Source organism: Thermostichus sp. MS-CIW-36 (genome assembly GCF_054059035.1).
This window is the reverse complement of the sequence record NZ_JBSSBR010000002.1, coordinates 189,029-202,997: the sequence shown is the minus strand read 5'-3', so window position 1 is coordinate 202,997 and position 13,969 is coordinate 189,029. Positions and strand designations below refer to the sequence as shown.

Annotated in this window: 10 protein-coding genes; 1 reads left to right on the top strand and 9 read right to left on the bottom strand. The window is 59.4% G+C overall.

What is annotated here, in order from left to right; genetic code table 11:
• Nucleotides 1-38: 38 nt before the first annotated feature.
• The 8 genes from dnaK to ACVWVQ_RS02215 form a co-directional block, all read right to left on the bottom strand.
• Nucleotides 39-1,847, bottom strand: coding sequence for a molecular chaperone DnaK (gene dnaK, locus ACVWVQ_RS02250; RefSeq protein ID WP_414329166.1), 1,809 nt, complete (start codon nt 1,845-1,847; stop codon nt 39-41).
• Nucleotides 1,848-2,026: 179 nt separating this feature from the next.
• Nucleotides 2,027-2,764 carry a nucleotide exchange factor GrpE gene (gene grpE / locus ACVWVQ_RS02245; protein WP_414407151.1) on the bottom strand — a complete coding sequence of 246 codons (738 nt, stop codon included), beginning with the start codon at nt 2,762-2,764 and terminating at the stop codon, nt 2,027-2,029.
• A gap of 156 nt (nt 2,765-2,920) precedes the next feature.
• Nucleotides 2,921-4,582 (bottom strand): bifunctional metallophosphatase/5'-nucleotidase, encoded by a 1,662-nt coding sequence (locus ACVWVQ_RS02240; RefSeq protein WP_457506652.1) that lies wholly within the window; start codon nt 4,580-4,582, stop codon nt 2,921-2,923.
• Between the two features lie 40 nt (nt 4,583-4,622).
• Nucleotides 4,623-5,843, bottom strand: a complete 1,221-nt coding sequence (locus ACVWVQ_RS02235) for a DUF445 domain-containing protein (RefSeq protein WP_011434466.1) — start codon at nt 5,841-5,843, stop codon at nt 4,623-4,625.
• An 87-nt stretch (nt 5,844-5,930) separates the two neighbouring features.
• Nucleotides 5,931-6,851 (bottom strand): hypothetical protein, encoded by a 921-nt coding sequence (locus ACVWVQ_RS02230; RefSeq protein ID WP_457506650.1) that lies wholly within the window; start codon nt 6,849-6,851, stop codon nt 5,931-5,933.
• A gap of 134 nt (nt 6,852-6,985) precedes the next feature.
• Nucleotides 6,986-8,845 carry an S-layer homology domain-containing protein gene (locus ACVWVQ_RS02225; protein ID WP_457506648.1) on the bottom strand — a complete coding sequence of 620 codons (1,860 nt, stop codon included), beginning with the start codon at nt 8,843-8,845 and terminating at the stop codon, nt 6,986-6,988.
• Between the two features lie 173 nt (nt 8,846-9,018).
• Complete coding sequence (locus ACVWVQ_RS02220; RefSeq protein ID WP_414374974.1) at nt 9,019-10,059, bottom strand: NADP(H)-dependent aldo-keto reductase; 1,041 nt, start codon at nt 10,057-10,059, stop codon at nt 9,019-9,021.
• A gap of 85 nt (nt 10,060-10,144) precedes the next feature.
• Nucleotides 10,145-11,899, bottom strand: a complete 1,755-nt coding sequence (locus tag ACVWVQ_RS02215; protein ID WP_457506646.1) for a hypothetical protein — start codon at nt 11,897-11,899, stop codon at nt 10,145-10,147.
• A 442-nt stretch (nt 11,900-12,341) separates the two neighbouring features.
• On the opposite strand from ACVWVQ_RS02215, the gene ACVWVQ_RS02210 reads away from it, so the two are divergent.
• Nucleotides 12,342-13,463 (top strand): PP2C family protein-serine/threonine phosphatase, encoded by a 1,122-nt coding sequence (locus ACVWVQ_RS02210; RefSeq protein ID WP_414355531.1) that lies wholly within the window; start codon nt 12,342-12,344, stop codon nt 13,461-13,463.
• Nucleotides 13,464-13,634: 171 nt separating this feature from the next.
• Here ACVWVQ_RS02210 and ACVWVQ_RS02205 read toward each other — a convergent pair whose 3' ends face one another.
• Nucleotides 13,635-13,967: a BolA family protein gene (locus ACVWVQ_RS02205; RefSeq protein ID WP_414330062.1), complete on the bottom strand. Its 333-nt coding sequence runs from the start codon at nt 13,965-13,967 to the stop codon at nt 13,635-13,637.
• Nucleotides 13,968-13,969 lie beyond the last annotated feature (2 nt).

The following is a 13,969-nucleotide window of genomic DNA, read 5'->3' as shown; positions in this document are numbered from 1 at the left end:
ACCGGAGCTGGGGGAGAGCAAGCAGTTGCCTAGAATCCTCAGCGAGCTCCATAGATCTCGCTACCCATCTCCAGCAGGACAGCCCGCAGTTCTTCCATTGCGTTCCGTAAAGTTGCTAAGTCTACGTTATCATTTGCCAGCAATGCCCTCAATGTGCCCGCCACTTGAGCCCCCCGCTGGATTCGAGCTTCGCTGAGGCGATTGCCATGCTCCTGCAGGGTTTTGTCGTAGTTGTAGAGCAGGCTATCTGACTGGTTGCGGGCTTCCACCAACTGCCGCCGGCGCTGATCTTCTTCGGCATAGGCCTCCGCTTCCCGACGCATTCGCTCGATCTCGCTGCTGCTCAAGCCACCGTTGTTGGTGATCTTGACGCTCTGCTCGATTCCTGTCCCCTTTTCCCGAGCCGAGACTTTCAAGATCCCGTTGGCATCGATGTCAAAAGAAACCTCGATCTGGGGCACCCCACGGGGAGCCGGCGGGATCCCGGTCAGCTGAAAGCGGCCCAAGGTTTTGTTGTCTTTGGCCATGGCCCGCTCTCCCTGCAGGACGTGAATCTCCACCACACTCTGGCCATCGGTGGCAGTGGAGAAAATCTGGGTTTTACTGGTGGGAATGGTGGTGTTGCGCTCGATGATGCGGGTGAAGACTCCCCCCAGCGTTTCCACCCCAATCGAGAGAGGGATCACGTCCAGCAGCAGTAGATCTTTCACTTCTCCACCCACCACGCCTGCCTGGATGGCAGCGCCAAGGGCCACCGCCTCGTCCGGGTTGACGGAGCGATCTGGGTTTTTTTTGAAGATTTGCCGAATTTTCTCCTGGACAGCGGGAATACGAGTAGAGCCGCCCACCAGCAGCACGCGGTCGATGTCTGCAGGGGAGAGGCCAGCATCCCGCAGCGCCTGTTCTGTAGGCTCCACGGTGGCCTCCACCAGATCCCGCACCAACTCCTCAAACTTGCCGCGGGTCAGCTCCACTTCCAGGTGCTTGGGCCCCGAATCGTCGGCGGTGATAAAAGGCAGGTTAATGAGTGTAACCTGGGTGCTGGACAGCTCAATTTTGGCCTTCTCAGCAGCCTCCCGCATCCGCTGCAGGGCCATGCGATCCCGCGAGAGGTCGATCCCTTCCGTCTCCAAAAACTGACGGATGAGCCAATCGACAATTCTTTGGTCGAAATCATCCCCCCCCAGGTGGTTGTTGCCGGCAGTCGCCTGCACCTCAAACACGCCGCTGCCCAGTTGCAGCACCGAGACATCGAAGGTGCCGCCACCCAAATCGAAAACCAGAATGCGCAGGTCTTGATCTTGTTTGTCTAGGCCATAGGCCAGGGCGGCTGCTGTCGGCTCGTTGATGATGCGCAGCACCTCCAGGCCGGCAATGGTGCCCGCATCTTTGGTGGCCTGCCGCTGGGCATCGGTAAAATAGGCGGGAACGGTGATCACGGCTTGGGTCACCGGCTCCCCCAGATAGGCCTCCGCATCGGCCTTCAGCTTTTGCAGGATCATGGCGGAGATCTCCTGCGGAGTGTAGGCGCGATCTTGCACCGCCACTTCCACCATGTTGTCTCGACCGGGGATGACTTTGTAGGGAACCCGCCTCCGCTCATCTTCGGTCTCAGCAAAGGTGCGGCCAATGAAGCGTTTGATGCTGAAGATGGTGTTTTCGGCATTGGTAACCGCCTGGCGCTTGGCCAGTTGGCCCACCAAGCGGGTGTTGTTCTTGGCGAAGCCGACAATGCTGGGGGTGGTGCGCCCTCCCTCGGCGTTGGTAATCACAACGGGCTGACCACCTTCCAAAACCGCCACGCAACTGTTGGTGGTTCCCAGGTCAATCCCGATGACTTTACCCATAGCCCCCTCTTCCCGTGCGCCAAGTCTCAACCCAAGAACGCGATTCCACGGATCTTAAAAGCATTCTGCCCAGAATCCCGCAGAAACCTTCAGACGTTGCTTTCGTCTCCGTAGCTTTACTGTAGCGTTTCTGAGACTGCTCTGGCTCTGTTTGTCAAGGTTCAAGTGAGCAAGTTCGGCTAGGAAGGTTGGGGGTTTTGGGGAGAGGCGGGCGTGTTTTCCGGACCAGCTTCGATGGTGGCTTGGGCTGGGGGGGATGGTTCAGAGCTGGGGCTGCCCGCCGAGACGGCCACCATGGCATGACGGATCACCAAGTCCCCCAGCTTGTAACCTGGCTGATATTCGATGGCTACCACATCCTCAGGATAGTCTGGGCTGGGCTGACGGGCTATGGCTTCGTGCAGGTTGGGGTCGAAGGGCTGGCCCACCGATTTCATGCGGGAGACGCCCATCTTCTTCAGGCATTCCACCAGCAGGCGGTAGACGCTCTGGTAGCTGTTGTGCAACTCCCGCTCGCGGTCGGTTTCCAGCTTCAGCTGCTGCTGAGCCCGCTCAAAGCTGTCCACAACAGGCAAGATCTCCAGCACAAATTTCTGCCGTTCTTTTTGGCTGAACTCTTCTTTTTCCCGCTGGGTACGCCGCCGGTAGTTTTCAAAATCGGCGTAGAGGCGCAGGTAGGCGTCTTCTTTCTCTTTGAGTTGCTGGCGGACAACTTCCAACTCGTGCTGGAGCTGCTTGAGAGCTTCACCGGGATCTGGAGAAGGCTCAGCTGCGGTTTCTCCGGAGGAGGTACCGGCTTCTGCTTCGCTATCTTCCAAAATCAGCTTCTCCAGCTCTGCCTCTACGTCGATCTCTTCTTCCTGTAGTTCAGGATAGGTATCTTCTGGGGCCATCGGTTGCTTCTCTTCGGCAGTCATGGGCGATGTCGGCAAGTGTTAGCAATGAGCAGTGACTCGGATATCCCCAGTTTGGCAGTTTCAAAACCGCCGCTGCACTCAGCCAAACCAGGCTCTGTGTTGATCGTATTCTACCGGGTTCTCTTTCAGCCAGTTGAAGTCAATATCTTTTCTTTCCTAGCCGACCAGCAGATGTTCCCGTGGCCGGCCCAGGCAATCGGGGAAGTAGATCTTGGCCAAGTCGGGGATTAGGCGCCAGTTGGGGCTGTAGATGGGTTGAAGGGGGGAGTGGGTGTGAATATAGTAGACCAGAAAGTCGCGGATGCTATCGGCTGAGATCCACAGGGTTTGGGCTTCTTGGAACATGCTGTAACCGCCGCCGCCGCCGGCTCGGTAGTGGTTAATGGCCAGGCGAAAGGTCTGTGCTGGTTCCACCGGCTGTCCGCGGAATTGTAAGGTCACCAGGCGCTTTCCTACGGGGCGGGTGAGATCGAAGCAGTAGTCGATGCCGTGGTAGAGGTCGAAGGTGTAGCCGCGGGCTTCGGGGGCCACGACGGCAGCAGGATCGGCGGGAAGGTGATTGGGATCCAACTGGCGAAAATAGCCGGCAGTCTGTTCCAGGGCGCGCCGCAGAATATCTCCGGTGATCTCCAAAACGCAGAGGGTGTTGTCGTAGACGGTGAGGCTGTAGGCATCTTGCAGGGAGATGGGGCCTGCTGACAGGCCGGCGCTGCTGCAGATGTTGACCAGGGAGAGCTCTGCGGGGAATCCTGCCTCCCGCACTGCTTGCAATTGGGCCTGATGGAGCAGCTCTGCCAGAGGGTTGGCCCCCAGACGGGCTGCCAGACCGCCGCTATAGGCAGAACGGGCTTGGCCAATGGGCTGACGGATGTAGCGCAGGGTGGCTTGATGATAGGGCTCTGTCAAGGCCAAGAGTTCGGGATCGGGAGGGATCCCTTCGGCGGAGAGGAGCTGTGCGCTTTTGCTGATGATTTGCCAGCGGCTGCCCTGGCGCTCCAGCTCCAGGGATACCTGGGAGAGGTGGCTGCCCCAATAGCCGGGCTGCACCACTAGAGCTGGGGATCCCCCCAGACCGGCAATGGTCTGGTGAGTATGGCCGGAGAGGATGACGTCAATGCCGTCCAGTTCGGCCAGGGCCAACAGTTCGTTTTCCCCTGCCAGGCTTTTGTTGCTGCACCAGCCGGAGCGATCTGGGTTGTGCCAATGCTCAGGGGTGCGCAGGGGGGGCAATTGGTTGGGGCCGCTGTGCAGGATCAAGATCAAGACATCCACCTGAGGTCGCAGCAGCGACAGGTAGTGGCGGGCAGTCTCCAGCAGGGGGGCAAAGCGTAGGCCCAAGATGTAGTCCGGGCGCTCCCAGGTGTCGATGCGGGGGGTGGTCAGCCCCAACAGGCCAACGCGAACCCCGGCCAATTCCCGGATCAGGTAGGGCTGGAAGAGGGGATCCCCATTCTGGCGGAGGATGTTGGCGCAGAGCACCGGACAGCGGAGATCGCCGATAAAATCCTGGAGAACTTGCAGCCCAAAGTTAAAGTCGTGGTTGCCGGGGGTAAAGGCGTCGTAGCCTAGGGCGTTGAGGGCATGGGCCAAGGGGTGGGGAGAGACGCGCTCCACCTGCGCATAGTAGGTGCCCAAGGGGGATCCCTGAATGGTGTCGCCGCTGTCGATGAGCAGGACGGGATCCTCACTGGCTGCTCGCACGCGCTTGATGAGGGTGGCCAGCTTGGCTAAACCGTGCTCCGCAGGGATCCCAGTGAAGTAGTTCCAGGGATGTAGATTGGCATGGAGATCCGAAGTGTGGAGAATTGTTAATCGCATTCTCATATCATAGCCAAAGTCAAAGCCCAACCCAAACTCGTCAGCCCAGCAAGAACAGCACCTGCACACAGCCCACCAAAAAGCCGAGGAGGCCGCCTAAGTTGACGATGGCCTGGAGTTCTTGGCGCACGATCTGCTGGATGGCCTGCTCCAGGTCGGCAGGGGAGGTGGCGTTGACTTTATCGGCAATGACCTGATCCAGGTTCAACACCGGGATCACCTGCATCATCAGGGATTCGAGATCCCGTTCTAGGTAGCGCTCCAAGACCAAAGCCAGGTCGGCGCTGATCTGATCGATGGAGGTGATCAACGCCTTGGAGTTGCGCAGGCGTCCCAACACCAGGCTGGCCACTTTTTCCCAATCGATGGTCTCCCCCAGCCCTTTGATAACCTCTGGCCCTTGGCTGCGCAGGTAATCTTGGATCCCGTCGCGGAGGGCACGGCGCAACTGACGCACGGCGGAAACCGGCAGGTTTTGCAGCGAGAGGTTCTGCAGGATCTCGGTCAGGCGGCGGGAGGCGTTGATGTCTTTGAGCAGATCTTCCAAGATGGCTTCTGCCCCTTCCGGCTCTTCTAGACAATAGGTGCGCAGGCGCAACAGGGCATTTTTCAGGCCGAACAAGTTGGCCACCACCCAGTAGGAGCCGGTCGCTCGTTCACGAAACTCCTCGTCAAGGGATTCGATGTTGCGATCGGTGAGAAAGTCCACCAAGTTCTGCCGCAACACCTTTGGGGGCAGCGCCTGCTTCAAGATCCACTCCGAGAGCTGCTTAGCCTGCTCGCTGCTGAGGCGCAGCTCCAGCAACACTTGGTCGAACAGTTGGTTAATGGGCCCTTCCAAAAAGGTTTCTTGGCGGGCCAGCACCTTCACCAGGCGGGGCAACGACTCGTTAAACAGGTCGGCTAAAATGCGCGCCAACACCTGAGCAGTTTGCTGCTGTTGCTCAGGGTTTTGCAGCCGATCCAGGGCTACCCCCAGCAGCCAGCGGATCCCTGCTTGCATGCGCTCGGTTTGCAGCAGCTTACGGGCCAGATTGTGCAGTTCCTCCGGCGTGAGCAGGGATCCCATGATGGTCTTGGCGATCTGCTTGGCCAGACGGGGTTGGTTCTGCGGGATCAAACCGGGGGTGAAGGGGATGCGCCAGCCGAAAACCCGATAGGGGCGGTAGGGCCGGAACAGCATTTTGATGGCAATGTCGTTGGTGAAATAGCCGATCACCAGCCCGGCCAGCGGGGGCACAACGTAGATCCAGAAGGCCATGGAACCAATGGAGGGGGCTCTCTTCTACTCTACCGAGCTGCCCCGAGTCACTTCAGCCAGCCATAGGGCAAAAGAGGGTTGGCCAGTTCATTGGATGATCAGGCTATCGGTCAGTTCCAGCTCCACCAGCGTATTGGGCTGTAGCGTCACCACCCGGTCGATATTGGTACTGCCTGCCGCAGCACCTGCCAAGCTGCCGGCCAAGATCGGCAAAAAGCCCCATCCCCCTGTGAGAATTCCCAAGGCCAACCCACCTGCTGCCCCATAGCCTGCCCCGCGGGCTACAGTTGTGCCGACATCGGCGTTGCGATCCAACCCGACTGGTAGCGGCGCAGATTGGCCTCTCACCAAGTAGGTGGAAGACCCAATGGTGAGGCGGTTGGCCACAAAGCGGCTGCCGACGACCCGCTCTTGGGGATCGGCGCTCTCCGCCTCCCGGCCAGACAACTTCAGTTCTCGGTAAACCGGCTCAAAAGTGCCCCACACTACACTCCCTGCCGGGATCACCACCTGGCCAAAGCGATCCACCACCGGCTCGGAGACTTCCAGGTGGCCGTTAATGGCCTGGTAGGGCTGGAAAGTGATGGGGCGGTAGACCGTGAGGAGAATACGGGTGCCGGCAGGCAGCTCGCCCCGCGTGGCTCCAGGGAGATCCCCACCTGGGCTGAGGTCGGGCCGACGTTGATAGGAATAGGCCTCGCCTTGGGGGAGTTGTCCACCTGGGGCCGCTTGAACGGGCACCACCGGGATCGGATCCAAAACCGGAGCCGTGGGATCCAGCGGCATTTGCGGCACCTGAGGTACCGGTGGCAGGGCCGTGGCAGAGCCGGGGGAGGGCGGAGGGCTCAGCAAGGGCAGGGTAGGGACGGGATCCCCCCTGGGGGGCACCGGCTGAGGGGTGAACTCGAACTGCTGAGCAGCAACCGGGGTAACGACACCGGCTATCAACACCCCCCAAAAGGAACTCCTCTGCAACAAATGCAGGAACGGCTGCAAGGTTGAGCTCATGGATCCCATCCGGTCGCAACTGGCAGTAGCTTAACATCCTGCCCCGCTTGTGCCCACTAGATTTAGTAGGTATTAAGGGATCGGAAGCTCTTAAAACACTATTGAGCCTGTTCGGGGTCTGGATCGAGTTTTCCCTAGGGGCTGGGGGAAGGAGAAGGAGTCGGTCCGCCGGGATCCCCTGGCTGGGGGGCTGGGGATTCTGGCTTAGGAGACTCTGTAGCCTCACTCTCCTGAGCCTCGGGGCTGGACTCCGGCTTGGGTTCTGCAGGAGACCGTCCTTCTGGAGAAGGAGAAGGTGAAGGCTCCCCGCCAGGCTGGGGAGTGGGAGTGGGTGTAGCTTCCGGCGTGGGGGTCGGTGTGGGTGGCGTGGGGGTGAGTGTTGGGGCGGGCGTAGGTGTCGGGGTTGGTGTTGAAGTCAGCGTGGGTGTAGCTTCCGGCGTGGGTGTGGGAGTAGGCGTAGCTACCGGTGTTGGGGTTGGCGTTGGGGTCAGAGCTGGAGTCGGCGTTGGGGTCGGTGTGGGCGTGGCTGTCGGTGTTGGGGTTGGTGTTGGGGTCGGTGTGGGTGTCGCTGCTGGTGTCGGGGTTGGTGTTGGGGTCGGTGTGGCAGTGGGCTGGGCGGCCTGCACCTGGAAAGACCACTGCTGGATGGCAGTGTTGCCGCTGGTATCGGCAATTTGGACGGCGATCAAGGTCGGTCGATCGGTGGGCAGCGGCTCGGCTGGGGTGTAGGCGAAGCCGGTGCGGGTGAGCTGGGCTTGGGCGGTGACATCCACATTGTTCACCAGCAAGGTAAAGCTATTCAGGTCAATTCCTTGGTCATCTTGGAAACGGGCTGAGATGGAGGGGCGAGGGTTGTCTGTTAGGGATCCGTTGGGAGGGGCCAGTTCGCTGATGGTGGGGAAGGTGGTGTCGGTCACCCGCCCGATGGTGATGGTCTTATCCGGCAGCTGCACCAGGGTCACCAGTCCATCCCGCTCCAGGCGGGCAAAAACAGGCGCTTCTGAGGCTCGGTCTTGGCTGCGGAAGGTGTAGCTGCCCTCGTATTGCCCTGGGCGGGTTTCCTGCAGCGGCAGGTTGTAGGCAATGCCGGGGATGGAAAACGATCCCTGCGCCCCTGGGGATCCCAGCAAAAACACGGTAACGGTATCCCCTGGGTTTACGGATCCCAGCTCTTCGCGGGCAAAGAAGGTTCTCACTTCTGGGGCGGCGGGCAGCGTTTCTACCAGAGGCTCAATGGGAATGTCCGGCGTGGCCAGGGGTTCGGGCGTAGGGGTGACCTGGGCAAGGAGCTCGGTACGGATCCCAGGGCCGGGAATGGCAGCCCCCACCGGCGGATCCAAATTGGGCACCCGGCCCACCTTGGCCAGCGCTTGGTAGGTAAGAGCAGCCACTTCCCCCCGCGTGGCCACCGCCTGGGCATTCAATTGGGTGGGGTTGGGGTAGAGCACCAACAGCCCTTCCTGAACTGCTGTCGCGATGGGGGCGCGGGCAAAGTTGGGAACCAAATTGGCATCGCCGAACGCGGATAGGATCGCGTCAATTTGGCCGGCATCTTCGATGAGCCTGCCGTTGGTGGCTGCACGGGTTAGGACGGTGATGGCCTGCGCACGGGTGAGCACATCGTTGGGGCGAAAGGTGCCGTCCGGAAAGCCGGAAACAAACCCTGCCGCTGCCGCCGCGCCGATGGAGGGAGCCGCCCAACTGGGAATGGGATCGGCAAAGGAGCGCACAGGAACGTTGGTATCTAGGCCAAAAGCTTTGGTGACAATGACGGCAAATTGGGCACGGGTGATGGACTCGTTGGGACGAAAGGTGCCATCCGGGAAGCCACCGATGATCTGTCGTTCATTCAACCCGGCAATGTACTGGGCACCCCAATAGGTGCTGATATCGGACAGTTGGGCCCAAGCGGGATCCCCAAGCCAGGCCAAGCTGCTGCAACTGATCACCAAAGCCGCAGTCTTCCAACCCTGCCAAAGGGAAAGCTTACGCATCGTTCACACCTCAGGTTCTTGGTACAGGATTCAGGTCTCGGATCCCCACTCTTGGCTGGGAGAGGCCATAGAAACTGGCCGGACAGAAGTGTAGGAGAGGATGATCCAAACCGCACACCCAGACGAGGAAACCTTCTGAAAAGTTCTGTCTGGCCACCGGTTTCGCCAACCTTTCAGGGGGCAGGATTGGGGTAGCGCTGGTGCACCGCCTCGATCTCCGCCAGGAGCTGCGGGGACAGCTCCACATCCAGGCAACTGAGGTTCTCTTTGAGTTGGGTCAGGCTGGTGGCCCCAATGATGGTGCTGGTAACAAACCAGCGGCTGCGCACAAAGGCCAAAGCCAACTGGGCCGGTGTCAGACCGTGCCGGCGGGCAATTTGCACATAGGCGGCCACCGCTTCTTCCACATTCGGCTTGCGGTACCGCTGGCCAAAGCCTTCAAACAAGGCCAAACGGGATCCCGGCGGCTTCACCCCCCCCAGATATTTGCCCGTCAGCAGCCCAAATCCGAGCGGGCTGTAGGCCAGCAAGCCCACCTGCTCGTGGCGGCAGACTTCCGCCAGGCCCATTTCAAACGTGCGGTTGATGAGGCTGTAGGCATTCTGAATCGAGACCACCTTGGGCAACCCCAGTTGCTCGGCCACCTGGCAGAACTTGCTCACCCCCCAAGGGGTTTCGTTGCTCAGGCCGATGTAGCGAATGAGACCCTCTTGCACCAATTCCGCCAGAGCCTGCAACTGCTCGGCAATGGGAACGGTGGGCCGCTCCTGGCTGGGATCGTAGGCAACGCCCCCAAACAGGGGCACGTAGCGATCCGGCCAGTGGATCTGGTAGAGGTCGATGTAGTCGGTCTTCAGGCGTTTGAGGCTATCGGCCACCGCCTGCTTGAGGTTGTCGCGGGTAATGGACAGGGATCCGCCGCGAATCCAATGCCAGGGCCGACCAGGGCCGGTGATCTTGGTGGCCAGGATCAGGCGATGCCGCGGTTGGTGTTGCAGCCACTCGCCGATGTAGCGCTCGGTGGATCCCTGGGTTTCCGCCCGCGCCGGCACCGGGTACATCTCGGCGGTATCGATGAAGTTGATCCCGTGCTCCACCGCGTAGTCGAGCTGTTCGAAAGCCTCAGACAAAGTATTCTGCTGCCCAAAGGTCATGGTGCCCAGGCAGATCTCGGAAACTTGCAAAGGGCTGTGGCCAAGCTGGCGGTAGCGCATGGGGAATCTCCATCTAGACAGCGCGCCAGTCCCCATTGTGCCCAAAACCTGTCGGCCTACGGGATCCCCCGCTATGCCCCCGTTCCTATTTCGGTGCGGATCCCAGCAGGGGAACGTACTCGCGGTAGAGCTGACCCAAAATTTCCAGACCAATGCGGGTGCGGCTATCGGGGGGGCGAGCCTCAATGGCCGCCTTGACTTGTAAAATCGTGCCCACCGGATAGGGGGAGCGCAGCTCCTCCCGCTTGCCCAAAAACACATCGGTGAAGTAGTCGATCAGCCGCTTGACTTCTCCCACGTCCTTGCGGGAAATGTCCATATCCAAAACAGTGGTCAACTTGGCCCGCATGGCCTGAAAACTTTGCTGGCTGGTATTGAGGGCCACCCGTTTGGCCAGGCTATCCACCACAATTCGGGTGATTTTCTCTACATTTTGAGTCACAATTTCTCGGTGGCGGGCGGCAAAGCGCAACTGAACCTCATCCAGAAATCGTTCTCGTTCCAGAATCTGGATGCCCTGTTGCTCCAAATCCACCCCATAGCTCTGCAATTGCTTATACTGATTCAAAACCCATTGGTTGTAGAAGGAATCGGCCAAAACTCGCCAATAGCCGATGAGGGTGGCCTCGGCAGAGGGAACGCTGACCAAATAGGCCTCGCTGGTGATGTGGCGCAAATGCTCTGTCAGCTTGTCTCGCTCCTTCTCATCCAAGTAGGAGGTGCGCGGCACCCAAACTGCCCCGTACTCGCTTTTCACCTCTCCGGGCAGGGATCCGAAGAGGGTGTCAAAAAACTGATGAATGCTGAAGAGGAGAAACTTTCCCGGATCCTGAAGGCGGGTGAGCAGTTCCTGTTTTTTCTCCTCCTGATATTGGGCCACCAATTGCTGGGCCTCGGTGATCTGGCCGCGGGCCACCTCCACATCTTGCCGCAGCTTTTCAATCTCTTCTGAGCTCACCATCTCAACGCCGGCAGGCTCCCGTTCCCCGCTGAAATAGCTGCCCCCCGGCCCGCTGCCCCCAATCCCCACCAGGGGAGCGTCGCTGTCATTGTTCAGGGTTAAGAGGCGAGAAAGAGCCTGGAGACGAACTCGCCCACTGGCAGAGCGCAGGGATCCCAGCTCCACCGGATCCCCACTTTCCCAACCGTCCAACCCACCAATGCGGTAGAGCGTGTAAAAATACTTGCTGAGTAGAAGCGCCAGCAGATGCCTGTTCTTGACCTCGTTGTACTCTAAGTAGGCCCGCAGACACAGTTGGAAAGCGATGTTGGGCAAGCTGCGGCACACCCTCATAATCTGGGTGTAGACCCTCTGCAGGTGAGGCCGAAAGCTGCGTGGGATCGCCTCGGGCCGCAGGCCACGCAACAGAAACTCCTGCTGGCGCAGATCCTGAGGGGTGAAGTAAAAGCTTTCTTGCCAAAGCAGCTCATCCAAGTCGCGGGCAAAAATCGGTTTTAAATGATCGATAATCTGCACCACAACCGACTCGGTGAAGGCCGGTATAATCTTCTCGATGTGAAGCTGATCGTAAACAGAGCGCAGCCGCTCGCTGCGGAAGTCTTCGATGGAGATCAGCCCCTTCATAGTCCCGATCCGACCGTCGCTCAGCAGGAACTTATAGACCACTTCGGCAGTGGCCCCTGGGGAGAGAACGGGAGTTCCTGTCAAGTCGGGGCAGATTTGCAGGGGGCGTAGCAGGCGGCTGGTTTCACTGACGCTGAAGCAACTCCAAGCTGCCGGGTTTAACACCACCGACGATAGGGAGGCCAACAATTGCTTCTCGTCCAAGTCCTCCAGCCGAATTTCTCCCCTGTGAGCTTCGCTAGGTCCCGGAGGCAAGCTCGCCCGCGAATCCTGAACGGCGGAAGGGGATAAGGATGGGGGAGATGTGCTCATGCGGTAAAGGCTATTGAATCTTAACGTTCACTCTAAGTCGGCGAAGGATGGATGAGTGTGATCTGTATCTCTGTATCCAATGAAAGTCTCTCAAGAAGAATCTGCCCAGAATCTGCCTCGAATTGTCTCCCGCCACCAGTATCTGGAAACGGTTAGCTTTTGGGTAGCGTGCAACCACGGTTTTGAGGATCCACAAATCGATACGCACCTTCAGCTCCGATGGATGAAGCTGTTGAGGCCTTCCCCGTTGTCGTGAACTGCTTGCCGAGCCGGTTTTCCTGCTGCAACCCCTAAGCTAGGATGAGAGATCTGCCTATCGGTATGGGATATCGGGCTGGAGTTGGGCTTGAATGCGTTTTGACTTCAGGATTGGGGTGCAGCGGTCATGACGACCATTTTGATTGTCGACGACGATCCGACGATTCGGCTGGTGTTGAAGCGATCCCTGGAACGACAGGGCTACACCGTGGAGATGGCCAGCAACGGTTCCGAGGGGCTGGAGCAAGCCCACCTGCTGGTGCCGGGGCTGATCATCTGTGACTGGATGATGCCGGACATGGATGGGCTGGAGGTTTGCCGACGCATCAAAGCCGATCCCAAGTTTTCCACGACGTTTTTTATTTTGCTCACCGCTCGCACCGAGGTCGAAGACCGCATCCAGGGCCTGGATGCCGGAGCAGATGAGTTTCTAAGCAAGCCCATCGACCCCAATGAGTTGCGGGCACGTGTGCGAGCCGGATTACGCTTGCACCAGCTCAGCTATGACCTGCAGCAGCAAACGGCCAGGTTACGGGCAGAATTGGCCGAGGCGGCCAGCTATGTGCGTTCTCTCCTGCCGGAGCCGGCCTATTTTCCCGACTGCAAAGTGACCCTCGAGTGGCGCTTTTTACCCTCCCAGGAATTGGGGGGAGATTCGTTTAACTATCATTGGCTGGATGAGGAACACCTGGCCATCTATCTGCTGGATGTGTCGGGGCATGGGGTGGGATCCGCTCTGTTGTCGGTGTCGGTGATGAACCAGTTGCGCACTCAAGGCTTGGCCGATGCCGATCCCCGCCAGCCGGACGCGGTCTTGCGCGCCCTCAACCACTCTTTTCAAATGGGATCCCACCATGAGATGTACTTCACCCTTTGGTATGGGGTTTACCAGCCGGGATCCCGTCTGCTCTCTTTTGCCAGTGCCGGCCACCCACCTGCTCTGCTCGCCCGTGGCCAGGATTCGCTCCTGTTGACGACCCCCAACGTGCCCATCGGCGTTTTGCCCGACCCCACTTTTCGAAGGGATCAGGTGCGGATCCCGGAGAACAGCCATCTCTACCTGTTCAGTGATGGAGTTTACGAAGTCATAAACCCGCAGAGAGAACTCTGGGGGCTGAACAGTTTGATAGCCCTGCTGAGCAAGAGCGCTGACGGTGGCCTGGATCAGGTGATCCATGAGGCCCAATCCTTTCAGGGGCGGACGGACTTTGAAGATGATTTTTCCCTGCTCCGCGTCAGCTTTGGTTAGAGGTGGGTTGTGGCTGTTTCAAGCCGCTTTGAGGCGATCCCTTGAGGATTCCCGTTTGCGACAGCTCCAGCCCCTTTCCCAAAGGAAGAGAGGAGCCGGGAATCGAGGCGATGCCCAGCGCGACCGGAAATGACCCTCTTGGCTCAAGGGGACTCTGTCCTGCTGTCGCGATCAGCCATCCGGCCCCTGGAGTTGCTCCCACTGAGCGGGGGTAAAGGTGCGCAGGGCCAAAGCATGTAGGCGGCCATCCTGCAGGTAAGCTTTCAGGGCCTCATTCACCAGCCGGTGCTGTTTGATCAGGGGCAAGCCCTGGAATTGTTCCGCCACCACGATGGCCTGGAAATGATGGCCATCGCCGACAGTGTCTTCCACCTGCACCCTTGCGCCGGGTAGGGCAGCCCGTACCAATGCCTCAATTTCTCGTGGATCCATGCGCTGTTGTCCCCGTGGTCTCACTGTGTCCAAGCTCAAGATCCCGCCTCGGATCTCGACCTGCTCATCCATTG

Excerpts from the sequence above, each read along its gene's own strand:
- ACVWVQ_RS02235 (WP_011434466.1), bottom strand. The coding sequence starts at position 5,843 with ATGGCCTTCTGGATCTACGTTGTGCCCCCGCTGGCCGGGCTGGTGATC.
- ACVWVQ_RS02220 (WP_414374974.1), bottom strand. The coding sequence starts at position 10,059 with ATGCGCTACCGCCAGCTTGGCCACAGCCCTTTGCAAGTTTCCGAGATC.
- grpE (WP_414407151.1), bottom strand. The coding sequence starts at position 2,764 with ATGACTGCCGAAGAGAAGCAACCGATGGCCCCAGAAGATACCTATCCT.
- ACVWVQ_RS02230 (WP_457506650.1), bottom strand. The coding sequence starts at position 6,851 with ATGAGCTCAACCTTGCAGCCGTTCCTGCATTTGTTGCAGAGGAGTTCC.
- ACVWVQ_RS02205 (WP_414330062.1), bottom strand. The coding sequence starts at position 13,967 with ATGGATGAGCAGGTCGAGATCCGAGGCGGGATCTTGAGCTTGGACACA.
- ACVWVQ_RS02225 (WP_457506648.1), bottom strand. The coding sequence starts at position 8,845 with ATGCGTAAGCTTTCCCTTTGGCAGGGTTGGAAGACTGCGGCTTTGGTG.
- ACVWVQ_RS02240 (WP_457506652.1), bottom strand. The coding sequence starts at position 4,582 with ATGCGATTAACAATTCTCCACACTTCGGATCTCCATGCCAATCTACAT.
- dnaK (WP_414329166.1), bottom strand. The coding sequence starts at position 1,847 with ATGGGTAAAGTCATCGGGATTGACCTGGGAACCACCAACAGTTGCGTG.
- ACVWVQ_RS02210 (WP_414355531.1), top strand. The coding sequence starts at position 12,342 with ATGACGACCATTTTGATTGTCGACGACGATCCGACGATTCGGCTGGTG.